This is a genomic window from Tenacibaculum pacificus (genome assembly GCF_027941775.1).
GTDB classification, from domain to species: Bacteria; Bacteroidota; Bacteroidia; order Flavobacteriales; family Flavobacteriaceae; genus Polaribacter; species Polaribacter pacificus_A.
Map to the genome: position 1 here is coordinate 2,312,294 of NZ_CP115917.1, position 14,396 is coordinate 2,326,689.

General features: G+C 29.3%; 13 protein-coding genes. All 13 read right to left on the reverse strand.

Features of this window, described 5'->3' with window-relative positions; translation table 11 throughout:
• Positions 1-25 precede the first annotated feature (25 nt).
• The 13 genes from rlmN to PG913_RS10605 all read right to left on the reverse strand — a co-directional run bounded on the left by rlmN (position 26) and on the right by PG913_RS10605 (position 14,385).
• Positions 26-1,066 carry a 23S rRNA (adenine(2503)-C(2))-methyltransferase RlmN gene (gene rlmN / locus PG913_RS10545; protein ID WP_271230668.1) on the reverse strand — a complete coding sequence of 347 codons (1,041 nt, stop codon included), beginning with the start codon at positions 1,064-1,066 and terminating at the stop codon, positions 26-28.
• A gap of 68 nt (positions 1,067-1,134) precedes the next feature.
• Positions 1,135-2,184, reverse strand: a complete 1,050-nt coding sequence (queA, locus tag PG913_RS10550; RefSeq protein ID WP_271230669.1) for a tRNA preQ1(34) S-adenosylmethionine ribosyltransferase-isomerase QueA — start codon at positions 2,182-2,184, stop codon at positions 1,135-1,137.
• A 65-nt stretch (positions 2,185-2,249) separates the two neighbouring features.
• Entirely contained in the window at positions 2,250-3,482 is a 1,233-nt protein-coding gene (locus tag PG913_RS10555) for a 3-phosphoshikimate 1-carboxyvinyltransferase (protein WP_271230670.1), read from the reverse strand.
• Between the two features lie 27 nt (positions 3,483-3,509).
• On the reverse strand, positions 3,510-3,758 hold the full coding sequence (locus PG913_RS10560) for a hypothetical protein (protein WP_271230671.1): 249 nt from the start codon (positions 3,756-3,758) through the stop codon (positions 3,510-3,512).
• Entirely contained in the window at positions 3,759-4,085 is a 327-nt protein-coding gene (locus tag PG913_RS10565) for a nucleotide pyrophosphohydrolase (RefSeq protein WP_271230672.1), read from the reverse strand. It abuts the gene before it with no gap.
• Positions 4,086-4,229: 144 nt separating this feature from the next.
• Positions 4,230-5,435, reverse strand: a complete 1,206-nt coding sequence (locus PG913_RS10570; RefSeq protein ID WP_271230673.1) for an MDR family MFS transporter — start codon at positions 5,433-5,435, stop codon at positions 4,230-4,232.
• Between the two features lie 521 nt (positions 5,436-5,956).
• Entirely contained in the window at positions 5,957-6,709 is a 753-nt protein-coding gene (locus tag PG913_RS10575) for a cyclase family protein (protein WP_271230674.1), read from the reverse strand.
• Between the two features lie 5 nt (positions 6,710-6,714).
• On the reverse strand, positions 6,715-7,842 hold the full coding sequence (hemW, locus tag PG913_RS10580) for a radical SAM family heme chaperone HemW (RefSeq protein ID WP_271230675.1): 1,128 nt from the start codon (positions 7,840-7,842) through the stop codon (positions 6,715-6,717).
• Between the two features lies 1 nt (position 7,843).
• Positions 7,844-9,979 carry a KAP family P-loop NTPase fold protein gene (locus tag PG913_RS10585; protein ID WP_271230676.1) on the reverse strand — a complete coding sequence of 712 codons (2,136 nt, stop codon included), beginning with the start codon at positions 9,977-9,979 and terminating at the stop codon, positions 7,844-7,846.
• A gap of 7 nt (positions 9,980-9,986) precedes the next feature.
• Positions 9,987-10,541 carry a crossover junction endodeoxyribonuclease RuvC gene (ruvC, locus tag PG913_RS10590; protein ID WP_271230677.1) on the reverse strand — a complete coding sequence of 185 codons (555 nt, stop codon included), beginning with the start codon at positions 10,539-10,541 and terminating at the stop codon, positions 9,987-9,989.
• A 53-nt stretch (positions 10,542-10,594) separates the two neighbouring features.
• On the reverse strand, positions 10,595-12,217 hold the full coding sequence (ade, locus tag PG913_RS10595) for an adenine deaminase (RefSeq protein ID WP_271230678.1): 1,623 nt from the start codon (positions 12,215-12,217) through the stop codon (positions 10,595-10,597).
• Between the two features lie 90 nt (positions 12,218-12,307).
• Positions 12,308-13,915 carry a phosphoenolpyruvate carboxykinase (ATP) gene (gene pckA, locus PG913_RS10600; protein WP_271230679.1) on the reverse strand — a complete coding sequence of 536 codons (1,608 nt, stop codon included), beginning with the start codon at positions 13,913-13,915 and terminating at the stop codon, positions 12,308-12,310.
• An 86-nt stretch (positions 13,916-14,001) separates the two neighbouring features.
• Complete coding sequence (locus PG913_RS10605; RefSeq protein ID WP_271230680.1) at positions 14,002-14,385, reverse strand: DUF423 domain-containing protein; 384 nt, start codon at positions 14,383-14,385, stop codon at positions 14,002-14,004.
• Positions 14,386-14,396: the final 11 nt, after the last annotated feature.

Below are 14,396 nucleotides of genomic sequence, written 5' to 3' on the forward strand. Positions count from 1 at the left end.
TTGTGAAATTTCTATAAAAAAATTACTACGATTTATTAGCTAATTGACCACAAGCAGCATCAATATCTTTTCCTCGTGAACGACGAACGTTTACTGTAATATCGTGCATTTCTAAATTTGAAATATAATTATTGATAGCCTCAGGACTTGCCTGTTTAAATTCAGGGTCGCCAATAGGATTATATTCAATTAAATTTACCTTACAAGGCACGTGTTTACAAAACTGGATTAAAGCATTAATGTCTTCTTTTTTATCATTAAGACCACCCCAAACAACGTACTCATAAGTAATCATTCTTTCTGTTTTCTCATACCAATATTCTAAAGCTTCTTTTAAATCTTTTAAAGGAAACGTCGCATTAAAAGGCATAATTGAAGTACGAACCTCATCAATAGCTGAATGCAAAGAAACTGCTAAATTGAATTTTACTTCGTCATCAGCCATTTTCTTTATTATTTTTGGTACTCCTGATGTAGAAACCGTAATACGCTTAGGAGACATTCCTAAACCTTCTGGAGATGTAATTTTTTCTATTGATTTAATTACATTGTTGTAATTCATTAAAGGTTCTCCCATCCCCATAAAAACAACATTCGAAAGTTTTTTATTGTAATAAAGTAAACTTTCTTTATTGATAGCTGCTACCTGATCAAAAATTTCATCAGGATTTAAATTACGCATTCTTTTTAAACGTGATGTTGCACAGAATCTACAATCTAAACTACAACCTACTTGACTAGAAACACAAGCCGTAGTTCTAGTTTTTGTTGGTATTAAAACCGATTCTACCACTAAACCATCGTGTAAACGCACCGCATTTTTTACAGTTCCATCTTTACTACGTTGCATTGTATCAACCTGAATATGATTAATTACAAAGTTTTCATCTAACATTTGACGTGTACCTTTCGATAAACTAGTCATATCATCAAACGAATGTGCCGATTTACTCCACAACCACTCGTATACTTGATTTCCTCTAAATGCTTTATCTCCATTGCTTACAAAAAAATCACGAAGTTCTTCTTTTGATAATGCGCGTATGTCTTTTTTCTTAACTTCCATCGGGTACAAAAATACAAAAAACCTCACAAGTATCCTTGTGAGGTTTTGTTATTAATATTATGCTATTTTTATAAAATTAACATCGCATCTCCATACGAGTGAAATTTATATTTTTCTTTAATTGCTTCTTGGTAAGCTTCCATCATAAAATCATGACCAGCAAATGCTGAAACTGTCATCATTAAAGTAGATTTTGGTGAATGAAAATTTGTAACCATACAATTTGCAACACTAAAATCAAATGGAGGAAAGATAAATTTATTTGTCCATCCTTCAAATTCTTTTAATTTTCTTTTAGATGTAATTGAAGATTCTACAGTTCTCATTACGGTAGTACCAACGGCACAAACTCTTTTCTTCTTTGCTATGGCATTGTTTACCATATCTGCAGTTTCTTGAGTTACCTTGATTTTTTCAGAATCCATTTTATGTTTCGATAAATCTTCTACCTCAACTGGATTGAAAGTACCTAAACCAATATGTAAAGTTATTTCGGCAAAATCAACACCTTTAATTTCTAAACGTTTCATTAAATGTTTAGAAAAGTGTAAACCTGCTGCTGGAGCTGCTACTGCACCTTCATTTTTTGCAAAAATTGTTTGGTAACGATCTTCATCAGATGCCTCAACTTCACGCTTAATATACTTAGGTAATGGAGTTTCACCTAACTTTACTAATTTTTCTCTAAACTCTTCGTAAGGTCCATCATATAAAAAACGTAATGTTCTACCACGTGATGTTGTATTATCAATAACCTCAGCAACTAAACTTTCATCGTCTCCGAAGAACAATTTGTTACCTATTCTGATTTTCCTTGCAGGATCAACTAAAACATCCCACAAACGGTTTTCAGCATTTAGTTCACGTAGTAAAAACACTTCAATAAGAGCACCAGTTTTTTCTTTATTCCCGTACATACGAGCAGGAAAAACCTTTGTATTATTTAACATTAGCACATCTCCTTCATCAAAATAATTGATTAAATCTTTAAACAATTTATGTTCAATTTTTTGAGTATCTCTATGTAACACCATTAAACGTGCTTCATCTCTATGCTCTGAAGGATATTCTGCTAATAACTCTTCTGGTAATTCAAAACTAAAATTTGATAATTTCATTTATATTTTTTTCTTACTTGGCAAATATACAATTTCGAGATAGGCCTTGTCAAGTGATTTGCCTTTTATTTTTGTTTAATCGTTTCTAAACCTACTTGTTGCATATCCTTCCAAAAATTTCGGTACGATTTACTAACCACTTCTGCATCTGAAATAATAATAGTAGTTTTTAATGCTAAAGGAGCAAAAGCCATTGCCATTCTATGGTCATTATATGTAGTAATTGCAATATTTTTATTGATACTATTAGCAACCTTTAAATGTAAACTTTGGTTAGTAATACTAATATTTGCACCTAATTTAATTAACTCTTCTTTTAATGCCTCTAACCTATCTGTTTCTTTTATTTTTAAGGTATGAAGCCCTGTTAAATCACAAGCAACTCCTAATCCAAAACAAGTAACAACAATGGTTTGCGCAATATCTGGAGCATTTTTTAAATTTTCTGTTAAAATAGCAGTACTATGCTTTTCTTCTTTAGATAAAACAATCGTATTCTCTTTAAAAGTAGTTGTTACACCAAAATGTTTATAAATAGTAGCCAAACAATTATCTCCTTGTAAGCTATCTTTTTTATAAGCTGTTAATTCTACTGTAGCACCTACTTTACTCAACGCTATTAACGAATAAAAATAAGAAGCAGAACTCCAATCAGATTCAACAACTATATTTTGAGGTACAACATTTTCTAAAGCTTCAATTTTTATACTATTTTTGATAAAAGTAGCCGAAACACCTATTTGATGCAATAAAGATAACGTCATTTCAATATATGGTACAGAAGTAACAATACCTTTTAAATCAATTGCTAACCCATTTTTTAAACTAGGTGCAATTAACATTAAAGCCGAAATGTATTGACTACTTACATTACCATCAATAGAAACAGTGTCTTTTTCTATTTTTTTACCTGTAATTTTTATTGGAGGATATCCATCTTTTTCTAAATATTCAATATCTGCACCTAAATCACGAAGTGCATCAACTAAAATTTTAATAGGACGATTATGCATTCTCTCAGACCCTTGTAAAACTTTTGTTACGCCTTGTTGAGTTGCAAAAAAAGCAGTTAAAAAACGCATTGCAGTACCTGCATGACCAATATCTGCTATTTCATTATCAGAAGATAAAGCTTCTTGTAAATGATGTGTATCATCTGAATCTGATAAATTTTCAATATTTATATTCGAAAATAATTGTTGTAAAATTAACAATCTATTCGATTCACTTTTTGATCCAGAAATAATTACCTCTGAATTAATTGTTTTATTCCTACTGCTAGTCAGTTCTAAGTTCATTATTATATAATTTTGAAAAAATACTATTTATTTTGTTTTTTTATTTACTACATAAATAGCATATAAAACACTAACTGTTATTTTAGTTAACCAAAACCGAATCCATTTATCTTCTGAAAAATTGATATTATGTACCGTTTCAAAATCTCCAGAAAACAAGGCACTTCCACTATTTACTAATAATGAAAATATTGTTACAAAAATTAAAAATGGTACACTTACTTTAAGTACATTAACCCAAAAACTTGCTTTTTGTATATTTTTAGTAAAACTCATTTATTTTAATTTTTCGTTATTGTGATGACGATCATGATCACGCTTTGTTTTTATATCTAATTTTTTATCAAAAGCATCTTGTAAGTTAATACCTGTTTGATTAGCCAAACATAATACCACAAACATCACATCTGCCAATTCTTCTCCTAAATCTTTATTTTTGTCACTCTCTTTTTCGCTTTGTTCTCCATAACGACGTGCAATAATTCGTGCAACCTCTCCTACTTCTTCCGTTAATTGTGCCATGTTTGTTAATTCATTAAAATAACGAACTCCATGCTTTTTAATCCAATTATCTACTTCTTTTTGGGCGTCTTGTATATTCATTTTTACGTTGGTCATTTAAAACTTCAAATATAAATATTTCTTTTGGGCTACGTAATTCGCCAAGGCGGATTTTTTCTAATCTCATCAGCTTTAAACAAAAAAGTGCATTTTTGTCAGGATATAACAATTCAAAGCAGTTAAACTTTATTTTATTTCTTTTTGAATCATTCTATTTAAAAGATAAAAGAAAAACAAACCTACTACAGCTATTGAAATAATAACCCACCATGTGATATCAAAACCATAATTATCGATTAAACGCATTCCTGAATTATGCCCAAAAATATGTGCTAAAGAAAATGCAATGCTATAATACGCCATATATTCTCCTTGATTTCCTTTCTTTGATCGTTCCATTACAAAAGCATTTGAAAACGGAAAAGCTATCATTTCACCAATAGTCATAAAAAACATTCCTACAATTAAAATACCGCTCCATCCTGTTAAGTTTAAAACTAAAAAGCTAATTGCCGTTAAAAATAAACCGACAAAGATCAAACATTCTTTACTATATTTACTTTCTTCTAACCACTTAATTAAAGGCATTTCTAGTGCAAAAATAATAAAACCATTCATTGCCATTAATAACCCAATTTCTAATTCTGATAAATGATGAGCAACTTTATAATACAATGGTATAGTCGAAAATAACTGTAAAAATATAAATCCGAAAATAAACATCCCTATAAAAAATATCCAAAAAGCTTTATCAGAAAATACAGAAACAGGGTTTTCAACTTTTACTATTTCTGATGCTCTTGCTTTTTTAGGATTCAATACTTTTACTAATAAAAAAGTTGCTAAAACACACGTAATTCCGTCTACCCAAAACAATCCATTATAACTTAAACTAGTAATAATTAAACCTCCAAGTGCAGGACCTGCCGAAAATCCTAAATTAATTGCTAAACGAATTAAAGTTACCGAACGTGTACTATTTTCTGGCTTACTATAAGCACTTAAAGCGACAAACATTGCTGGTCGAAAAGTATCTGCAACTAGCATTACTAAAAAAATCCCAATACAAAACCCATAAAAAGTAGAAACAAATTGTAAAGCGATAAATAATAAACCTGTTAAAAACAGACTCACTTTCATCACTTTATAAAATCCTATTTTATCGGTTAATTTCCCGCCCAACCAAGATCCAATAACAGATCCTAATCCAAAACAAGTCATTATCCAACCTACATCTTTTAAACTAAAATTTAAATCTTTAGTTAAATACAATGATAAAAAAGGAATCACCATCGTTCCCGCTCTATTTATCAAGGTTATTAAAGCTAACCACCAAACTTCTTTCGAAAGTCCTTTAAAAGTAGCTAGATAATTAAAATATAGTTTTTTCATAAGTTCTAGTTCTAGTTTTATTTTGAATTTGATATAAAAATAAAAAGTCCGACTGTGAAGTCGGACTTTTTATAATTGATATATTTTATACTTAAATAATCATAATACATAAACAGCCCGAGTTATACCGTATCTTACGGTTAACCAGCATTGCTTATAAGTATTAAAAATTGTCATTTTTTTGTATTGAAGTGTAAATCTATAAAAAAAAGAACTATGTTTTACATTTATCAATAACTTAGTTTGTTTTTATACTCATTCTAAACAAACATAAAACACAACAAAAAGATGCTTTAACACCTTTTACAGGTATAAAAACACCTTTCAACTTATATTTAATATTTTTTTTAAGTTGTTATGCTATCTTTAACTTGTAAATGAAACATAAAGTAAATTTCGACAAACAGACAGAAATCACTAAAAAGAAACATTTATAGTAAAAAGCTTAAAAAGAAGTAAAACACCAATATTAAAAATTATTACTATATGCTTATAATTTTACCAGAAAATAAATTTACCGACTAACTTAAGATTTTATACAAAATAGGCTTACTTGGCGTAGCATCATTTTCAAAAGGCGCTATCATTAAGTTTAAAAAGTAAGTACCATCTTTTATTGAATCTTCTACATAAATAAACTCTGTTATAGTTGCATCAAAACGAATTTCACTTGCTGTATTCCAAAAAGCATTATGAGATACTAACTTTCCTTCATCCTTTTCTTTATCTACCGAAGGTAAATCGATTAATAAATGCTTAATATTTTTTTCTTTCAGATAAACAACTCCTTCTTCTAATAAATATGGCGGATTTGTATTTGAATACCTACCTCTTAGTTTTTTATCAGAATTTGGTAATGTTCTAATAACAACGGCTTCTGATTGCTTGTTTTTTAATACAAGTTCTAATTGTTCTTTTGTTATTACTAAATCTCCGTTTTCTAATTTCTTCGGATAAATGCTTATCACCTCAGCCAAAAAGAAAAACTTATTTAAATTTTTATTGATAGAATGCACTTTTTTAGTGATATGCCCAACACATTCGGTGTGTGTTATGTGCGAATGTGGATTAAAAGAAATCATATTAAAATTAACCGCTGCACCTTGCGCTACACTACCTACCCAATCATCTAATTTAACAGGAGTTATTTTTGGGTCATCAATATACCAAGCATTTACACTTTCTTTTGATACATCAATTGCAATTGAAATATCTAAAGGATTCGCTAAATCTATTTTATATTTTTCTGAATTATGATGTATTTCTGCAATCATACTTTTTATTTTATTCTAAATAATTCTGAAGCTAAACCATCTGCTAAAAACTTTCCTTTAGGAGTAGTTTTTAAAGTATTATTTGCAATGATTAATAATCCTTCGGATATAAATTTTTCTGATGATTTTAATAAATCATCTTTAAAACATACTTTAAAATTTGCTTGAATTTCAGCTAATGAAACGCCCCAAATAGTTCGTAAACCTGTCATTAAATATTCATTAAACTGGTCTTCTTCCGATAATTTTTCTTGTTCATTCGGAAGATTTCCTTCTTGTAATTCCTTTATATATTTTGCATTATTGGCCATATTCCAACTACGATGCGTTTTACTAAACGAATGTGCCGAAGGGCCTATTCCGATATATTTTTTACCCAACCAATACGAAGTATTATGTTTCGAAAAATAATTTAGCTTTCCAAAATTTGATATTTCGTAATGTACAAATCCGTTTTTAGCGGTTTCTGCTACTAAAATATCAAAATGTTCTTTGGCTTCTGTTTCGTCAGGTTCGGGATATTTTCCGTTTTTAACAAAACTATCTAAAACCGTTTTTGGCTCAACAGTTAAGGCGTAACTCGAAATATGATTTACACCAAAATCGAAAGCAATTTGCAAATTTTCTTTCCATCGCTCGTTACTCATATTCGGAACGCCATAAATTAAATCGACGGTAATATTATCAAAATAACGAGTTGCTATTGACAAACATTCTTTCGCTTCTTTTGAATTATGCGCACGATTCATACTTTTTAAATCTTCTTCAAAAAAAGATTGCACACCAATACTTAATCTGTTAATTGGCGAATTTGCGAGTTCTAAAATTTTTTCTTCGGATAAATCATCAGGATTTGCCTCTAGTGTAATTTCAGGATTTTCGATAACTTTATAATGCTGATAAATCGCATTTAATAAACTTGTTATTTCTTCGGATGATAATAATGATGGAGTTCCGCCACCAAAATAAATAGTTTCAATTATTTCGTTTTGTAATTCTTTTTTTCGGATTTCTAATTCTGTTATTAAACACGAAATTAGCTCGTCTTTCTTTTTTAAAGAAGTCGAAAAATGAAAATCGCAATAAAAACACGCTTGCTTACAAAATGGTATGTGTATGTAGATTCCTGCCAAATTAGTTTATTAATTTTTTGTCGTTTTTATCTATTTTATACCAATAAATAAATTGTTCTACGTTTTCTACTTCTGATGGTCTATGATCATGTGACAAAGAATATCTATATTTATTATCTCCTACTCTTTCTATTAATTCAGGATTAAATTTTTCTATTTTTTTATAAATAGAATCTACATTAATTAACGTTTTTATATACTCATAATTAGTTTCTTCTAAATTTCCAAAATATTCATTACTCCAAAAACCAGGAAAATTCCTTATCAATTTCAATATATTATCAAAATCATTCGTTTGATTATCAATATATTTATCAAATGATTTTTCATCATTTTCTTTCCATAAAGACATAATCATTTTATAATGTAAATGTTTTTTTGTTAAATCATTAAAGAAAGGAGTAGGTTTATTTATATATTCTTCTTTTGCTTTGCTTACAATTAATCTATCTAATTGTTTTCTAACATCAATTTTTAAATTTATGGTTCTAGTAAAATAACATAATTGATGAATAGTTAGTTTTTTCGCTAATTGTATTATTTTCTCTTTATCAATACTACTTTTATCTAAATTAGATGCGATTAGCTCTATCACCCTTAGTTTATAAGTCAACCCAAAATAATCCTTTTCACTTTCGGGTATTATATCTAAATTTGAAAATAAAAAGTCATAAAAAAATTCTTGATTTGACTTTTTTTCATTTATTAAATCTTCTATAACACTGTAAAAACGATGGATTTCTAAATCATCCTTATCTCTTAAATCAATAAGATTTGCTTTTAACTCAACTTCATTTTCATCAATTATATTTTGAAGTATCTCTTGATTTTTCACGTTAGAAAATTTTCTTTCCATGTGATAAGAAAAATATTTATCAAAGTGATTAGGATGATTAATTTTTAAATGAAATTTTGAAATTTCAATAGCATTTTCACCATTATTAGATTCTATCTTCGATGTAAATTTATGCTCTGGAAATAACCTTTCTACAATTTTATTGGAATGCTCGTTAAATATTTCATCTTTATTTAAAATACTTGTAGAATACTTAATTATATTACTATTACTAATTAATTTTTCTTCTATATTAGATGAATTATATTTTTTTATAACATCAAAAACATCTGTATATTTTACCTTCAAATACTCAATCCAAAATAAATCTCTTAGATTAACATCTTCCCCAATAGCAAAAGCACTTACAAAAAAACTATTAAGAACTCGTATTATTTCTCTACCATTATTAAAATACTCAGATGCATGAATATAACTTATATCCTTAATTTCTTCTATTCTATTAGAAAACCCCAAATTATTGATTACTTCTTCAAGTTTTATCTTAAAAAAATGTTTAAAATCTGCTGATTCAATTTTTGGTAAATGAATTGGAATATTAATAATTTTTTCTAAAAATAATTTTCCATCATCACTTGTTTCTCCATAACGTTGCCCTATTGCTTTTGCAACATGATTTTCATCTAAAGCAACAACATATACAAAATTATCAAAATTCGCATTTAATTTTATCAGCTTTAAAATAGTATATATTTCATCTTTATCAAGGCGATCAATATCATCAATAAATACAACTATTTTATATTTAGAAGCCTTTAATTTATCATTTATATTTTGAATTAAAGATTCTAATGTAACTTCTTTCCCTATAAAGTCTTCGCCTAAAGCTTTCATTATTTCGCTAACATCAAATGTAGCTCCCGCTTTATTTGATGAAAACCCTACAGATGCAGAAAGCTTAACGGCTTTTGTATATCTACTGTATTTTATAAGTTGTTTTCCTATTTTTTGAAGTGTAGTATCTTTATTAACAAACATCATTTTAGAAAGTCCATCAAAAAAATCAAAAAGCATTTCTTCTTCGGTGCTATATCTCCAAGGATTAAAATGATATTTTAAAATACGTTTTTGTCCTTCTTCTTTTTTTCCTAAATCAATTTCATCCTTAATTAAATTTAGAAATGATGTTTTTCCTTCTCCCCATTTTCCATAAATCCCGATAGTTAAAGCCTCTGAATTATTGGAATTATTTTGAATTATCTTTTGAACCTTTTTAGCATAATGTTCAAAATTAAAAAGGTCTACTCCGTTATTTTTTGAAATCGGGGAATTACTAATCATAATTTAATTACTTTTTAACGCGTTTTTCATTTTGCTTTACAAACGATGCCCAGCCTGTATAATTTTTACCGCCAATAACTTTCCCTGAATTATAATGATGACAAACCGCAGCCGCTAAACCATCAGTAGCATCTAGGTTTTTCGGCAAAGTTTTTAAGTTTAATAACGATTTTAACATCAAAGCAACTTGCTCTTTACTTGCTTTTCCGCTTCCAGTAATTGCCATTTTTATTTTCAAAGGCGCATATTCTGTTACGGGGATATCTCGTGATAATGCCGCCGCCATCGCTACACCTTGCGCACGACCTAATTTTAACATCGATTGTACATTTTTGCCAAAAAAAGGTGCTTCTAAAGCAATTTCATCAGGATGATACGTATCTATTAATTCAATAGTTCGTTCAAAAATTAACTTTAATTTGATATAATGATTGTCGTATTTTTTTAAAATCAACTCATTCATCTGAACAAATTCCATTTTTTTTCCTACAACTTTTATAATCCCAAACCCCATGATACTTGTACCTGGGTCAACACCTAATATTATTTTTTCTGTTTTCAAATTTTATGGCAATTTCTATAAATACAAAACTAATCAATTATTATTCGGCAAATTTATCCAACTTCTAATGATGTAAATTGAAATGTATTTCCATCAAACAACCCTTTATCCGATAGTTTTAACGATGGAATTACTAACAATGCCATAAACGATAAACTCATATAAGGCGCTCTTAATTTACTCCCCATTTGTTTTGCCATCGTATCTAATTTGGCATACGATTCACCAATTTCTACTGCCGATTTATCCGACATAATTCCTGCTACTGGTAATGAAACTATTTTTTCTTCGGATGCGGTTACCGCACAAATTCCGCCTTTATTTTCGATTAATAAATTCACTGCCTTGCAAATAGCTTCATCAGAAACACCGATAGCAATAATATTATGAGAATCATGCCCTACTGAACTTGCAATTGTGCCTTCTTTTAATCCGAAATTTTTTATAAATGCTATGGAAGGTTTTGCATTTTTATAACGATTTACCACCGTCATTTTTAACACATCATTTTGAGTATTTGACACTAAATTTCCATCTTTAATTAACGAATTTGCTTCAATTTGATTGGTTACCAATTCGCCATCTAAAGCCTCAATAACTCTAATTTTTTCTGCGGATGATTTAAACTCAAAATCAGCAATGCTTTTTTTATCAGTATTAAAATTATTCAATACCTCAAAAGCTACTGATTTTACAAATGATTTTCCGTTTTCAGCAACTAATTCACCATTTATAAAGGTTTTTAAAACTTTGAAATTCTTTAAATTTTCAACAACAATAAAATCGGCATCATCATCTTTTTGTAATAAACCGACATCTAAATTATAATGTTTTACAGGATTTACACAAGCAACTTTTAATACTTTAAAAACATCGATTCCTTTTGAAACGGCACGTTTACACAATTCATTTATATGTCCTATTAATAAATCATCAGGATGTTTATCATCAGAACAAAACATCATATTATCAAAATGATTTGGTAATAAATCAATTAAAGCATCAAAGTTTTTAGCTGCACTTCCTTCTCTAATAATTACTTTCATTCCTTTTTGAAGTTTTTCTAAAGCTTCATCATAAGAAAAACATTCGTGGTCGGTTGTAATTCCTGCGGAAATATATTTTGAAATATCATCGCCTCGCAAAGCTGGAGCGTGTCCGTCGATGGGTTTGTTATTATTTTTTGCATGTTGAATTTTTTTCAAAACCTCAGCATCGTCAAATAACACGCCTGGATAATTCATCATTTCAGCTAAATATTTGATATCTGGATTTTCCATCATCAATTTAATATCTTCTGAATTAATAACAGCACCAGCACTTTCAAAAGATGTTGCTGGTACACAACTTGGCGCTCCAAAATTAAATTTAAACGGAACTTTTTTTCCGTTTTCAATCATAAAATTAACTCCTTTTACACCTAATACATTTGCTATTTCATGCGGATCAGAAACTGTTGCAACTGTACCATGTGTCACTGCAATTTTTGCAAATTCAGAAGGAACTAACATCGAGCTTTCAATATGAATATGAGCATCTACAAAACCAGGTAAAATATAATTTTCTATAGAATGATTTACTTCTATAATATTTTTTATTTTTCCGTTTTCAACCTCAACAGCTCCTTTATAAATTCGTTTATTTTCTATATCTACAATATTTCCTTTTATAATCATGCTAGTTATTTTGAAGTAACAAAAATAAGTGGTATTTGTACATAAAAAAAGCATCCTTTCGGATGCTTTTATATATTATTTTATTGCTTATTATTTAACAGTTGGTGGTCCACCTGCTAAAATTTCATCATTTGCATTTTCTTCAAACTGTTTGAAGTTAGCTCTAAATGAATCTGCTAATTTGTGTGCTGTTTTATAATATTCTTCATCATTATCCCAAGCTTTACGTTGGCTTAATAATTCAGTAGGAACTCCAGGACATTGTCTTGGTTGTGCTAAACCAAATACAGAATGTATATGGTAATTTTCTTTATTAACTTCACCTAATTCACCATTTAATGCTGCGTTAATCATAGCACGAGTGTATTTAAGTTTCATTCTATGACCAACTCCATAAGGACCTGCAGTCCATCCAGTGTTTATCAACCAAACGTTTACATCAGCTGCTTTCATTTTTTCGCTTAACATTTCTGCATAACGAGTTGGGTGTAATGGCATAAATGGTGCTCCAAAACAAGCAGAAAAACTTGGTAATGGCTCAGTAACACCTGCTTCAGTACCAGCAACTTTTGCTGTATAACCTGAAATAAAGTGATACGCTGCCTGACCTGGTGTTAACTTAGATATTGGAGGCAATACACCAAAAGCATCAGCCGTTAAGAAAAATATATTCTTAGGGTTTTTACCTGTTGATGGTGTTTGAATATTTTCAATATGATGTATTGGGTAACTTACACGTGTATTTTGTGTAATAGATGTATCATTAAAATCTACATCACCTTTAGCATCTGTAACTATATTTTCAAGAATTGCTCCTCTTTTAATAGCTGCATAAATTTCTGGCTCTTTATCTTTAGATAAATCAATTACTTTAGCGTAACAACCACCTTCAAAGTTAAATACAGTATTTTCTGAAGTCCAACCATGTTCATCATCACCAATCAAACTACGATTAGGATCTGTAGATAAGGTTGTTTTTCCAGTTCCTGATAATCCGAAGAAAATAGCAGTATCACCTTCTTTACCAACATTTGCAGAACAGTGCATTGGTAACGTGTTTTTAAACACAGGTAAGATAAAGTTTAAAGCAGAAAAAATTCCTTTTTTAATTTCACCAGTATAACCAGTTCCACCAATTAAAGCGATTTTTTTCTCGAAGTTTAAAATAGCAAAGTTGTGCTGACGTGTTCCGTCAACCTCAGGATCTGCCATAAAACCTGGTGCATTAATTACAGTCCATTCTGGAGAAAAACCTTTTAATTGTTCTGCAGTTGGGCGTAAAAACATGTTATAAGCAAACATGTTACTCCAAGGATATTCGTTTACTACTCTAATATTTAACTTATAATCTTCATCTGCACACGCATAGCTATCACGTACAAAAACTTCTTTTTCAGAAAGATAATTAGTTACTTTATCATAAAGTTTGTCAAATTTTGCTGAATCGAAAGGTAGATTTATATCTCCCCACCAAATTTCATCTTTAGTAATATCGTCTTTAACGATAAAACGATCCATTGGTGAACGTCCAGTAAATTCTCCTGTTTTTACAGCTAATGCTCCAGAACTAGTGTTTTCTCCTTGTTCTTTTTCAATAGTTATATCGTGTAATTCGTCTGATGTTAATTGATAACGAACCGTAGCATCCTTAATTCCTAAGTTTTCTATCGATATCGTTTTTGCATCAAGATTTGTCATCTTAAAATAATTTAGTTGTGTTAAGTTGATACAAAAATAGTCCTTTTTGGCTAAACTGATTAATCATTGAAAAACTTTATCAATTATTATTCTGATTTAAGAGCCTTTTTCACAAACTGAAAAGTCATTAAAACCCAAGCTATTATTAGTAAAACACCACCTAAAGGAGTAATAAACCAAATTGATTTAACTGGCACTTCAAATAAGTATATTGCATAAATTGAACCTGAAAAAAGCAATATTCCTAATATTAACAGCAAACTAATGCTATTTTTTTGCTTAATATTAAACTCTTTAAACGTATTTACAAAAAGTAATACCAAGACATGTAAAAACTGATATCGTACTGCAGTTTCAAAACTTTGTAGGGCTTCTGCACTTAATTTTCCTTTTAAAGAATGAGCTCCAAAAGCCCCTAAAATGACTGCAATAACTCCTAATACGGATGTAATTGTTAAATTTTTATACATTTTTAACGATT

Bases quoted from the DNA above. Each gene is read 5' to 3' on its own strand.
- pckA (WP_271230679.1), bottom strand. From the start codon at position 13,915: ATGACAAATCTTGATGCAAAAACGATATCGATAGAAAACTTAGGAATT.
- ade (WP_271230678.1), bottom strand. From the start codon at position 12,217: ATGATTATAAAAGGAAATATTGTAGATATAGAAAATAAACGAATTTAT.
- rlmN (WP_271230668.1), bottom strand. From the start codon at position 1,066: ATGGAAGTTAAGAAAAAAGACATACGCGCATTATCAAAAGAAGAACTT.
- PG913_RS10560 (WP_271230671.1), bottom strand. From the start codon at position 3,758: ATGAGTTTTACTAAAAATATACAAAAAGCAAGTTTTTGGGTTAATGTA.
- PG913_RS10565 (WP_271230672.1), bottom strand. From the start codon at position 4,085: ATGAATATACAAGACGCCCAAAAAGAAGTAGATAATTGGATTAAAAAG.
- queA (WP_271230669.1), bottom strand. From the start codon at position 2,184: ATGAAATTATCAAATTTTAGTTTTGAATTACCAGAAGAGTTATTAGCA.
- PG913_RS10570 (WP_271230673.1), bottom strand. From the start codon at position 5,435: ATGAAAAAACTATATTTTAATTATCTAGCTACTTTTAAAGGACTTTCG.
- PG913_RS10605 (WP_271230680.1), bottom strand. From the start codon at position 14,385: ATGTATAAAAATTTAACAATTACATCCGTATTAGGAGTTATTGCAGTC.
- PG913_RS10585 (WP_271230676.1), bottom strand. From the start codon at position 9,979: ATGATTAGTAATTCCCCGATTTCAAAAAATAACGGAGTAGACCTTTTT.
- PG913_RS10555 (WP_271230670.1), bottom strand. From the start codon at position 3,482: ATGAACTTAGAACTGACTAGCAGTAGGAATAAAACAATTAATTCAGAG.
- PG913_RS10575 (WP_271230674.1), bottom strand. From the start codon at position 6,709: ATGATTGCAGAAATACATCATAATTCAGAAAAATATAAAATAGATTTA.